The sequence below is a fragment of the Dermacoccus sp. Ellin185 genome, assembly GCF_000152185.1.
Lineage (GTDB): Bacteria > Actinomycetota > Actinomycetes > Actinomycetales > Dermatophilaceae > Dermacoccus > Dermacoccus nishinomiyaensis.
The window spans coordinates 1-1,139 of sequence record NZ_AEIQ01000078.1 but is presented as its reverse complement, the minus strand read 5'-3'; the positions used below and the strand labels follow the sequence as shown (position 1 = coordinate 1,139).

Below are 1,139 nucleotides of genomic sequence, written 5' to 3'. Positions count from 1 at the left end.
TGAAGCGTCCCGGGTGTGATGCCGCTTCCTTTCGAGTTCGAGAGGATGTTGTTCATGCCGAAGAAGTTCGATCCCGAGGTGAAGGACCGCGCGGTGCGGATGGTCCTGGACCGCGTCGAGGAAGCCGGGTCCGTCACCAAGGCCGTCGCGTTGGTGTCACCGAAGGTCGACGTGGGCCGTGAAACCTTGCGCCGCTGGGTCTCGCAACACCGCGTCGACGCCGGCCTGAAGGACGGGCCGACCAGCGACGACCTGGCCGAGCTGCGTCGTCTGCGCAGCGAGGTCAAGCGGTTGCGCGAGGACAACGAGCTCCTACGCAAGGCCTCGATTTTCTTCGCGGGGGAGCTCGACCCCCGCAACCGATGATCATGGGTTTCATCGATCAGATGCGCGCCGAGGGGCACGCGGTCGAGTCGGTCTGCAGGGTGCTCCGCCAGGAGGGCTGCCAGATCGCCGCACGCACCTACCGGGCCTGGCGCCACCGCAGCGCATCGGCCCGTGACACGTCCGACGCGGTCCTGCTCAACGTCCTGCACGACCTCGTCGGTACCCCGGAAGGGCTGTACGGGCGTCGCAAGATGACCGCCTGGCTACGTAGGCAAGGTCACCAGGTCGGCGCCGGTCGCGTGGATCGGCTCATGCGCGTCGCGGGGATGAACGGGGTACGCCGCGGCCGTCCGGTACGCACCACGATCCCGGCCAAGGACGGGCATCGGGCTGGTGACCTGCTCAACCGGGACTTCACCGCGGCAGCGCCGAACACGAAGTGGGTCGCGGACTTCACCTACGTACGCACGTGGGCGGGTTTCGTGTACGTCGCGTTCGTCCTGGACTGCTACTCCCAGAAGGTCGTGGCCTGGCACGCCGCGACGAGCAAGACGACACCGCTGGTCCTGACACCGCTGCGGATCGCGCTGTGGGAACGCGACCGAGCCGGGCACCCCGTCCAACCCGGCGAGCTGATCGCACATAGCGATGCCGGGTCGCAGTACACCAGCCTGCGCTTCGCCGAGCACCTGGCCGCCGAGGGCATCGCCGCATCGATCGGCACCGTCGCGGACGCGTACGACAACGCACTCATGGAGTGCGTCATCGGCCTGTACAAGACCGAGTGCATCACCACCACGATCTTCCACGAC

1 pseudogene and 1 other annotated feature are annotated in these 1,139 nt (G+C 67.3%); the pseudogene reads left to right on the top strand.

Going from position 1 to position 1,139, the window contains the following annotated elements:
• Window positions 1-54: 54 nt before the first annotated feature.
• Window positions 55-1,139: pseudogene (locus HMPREF0321_RS08315) on the top strand (IS3 family transposase); the annotation flags it as partial.
• Window positions 324-458: a sequence feature (AL1L pseudoknot), on the top strand. It overlaps the preceding pseudogene by 135 nt.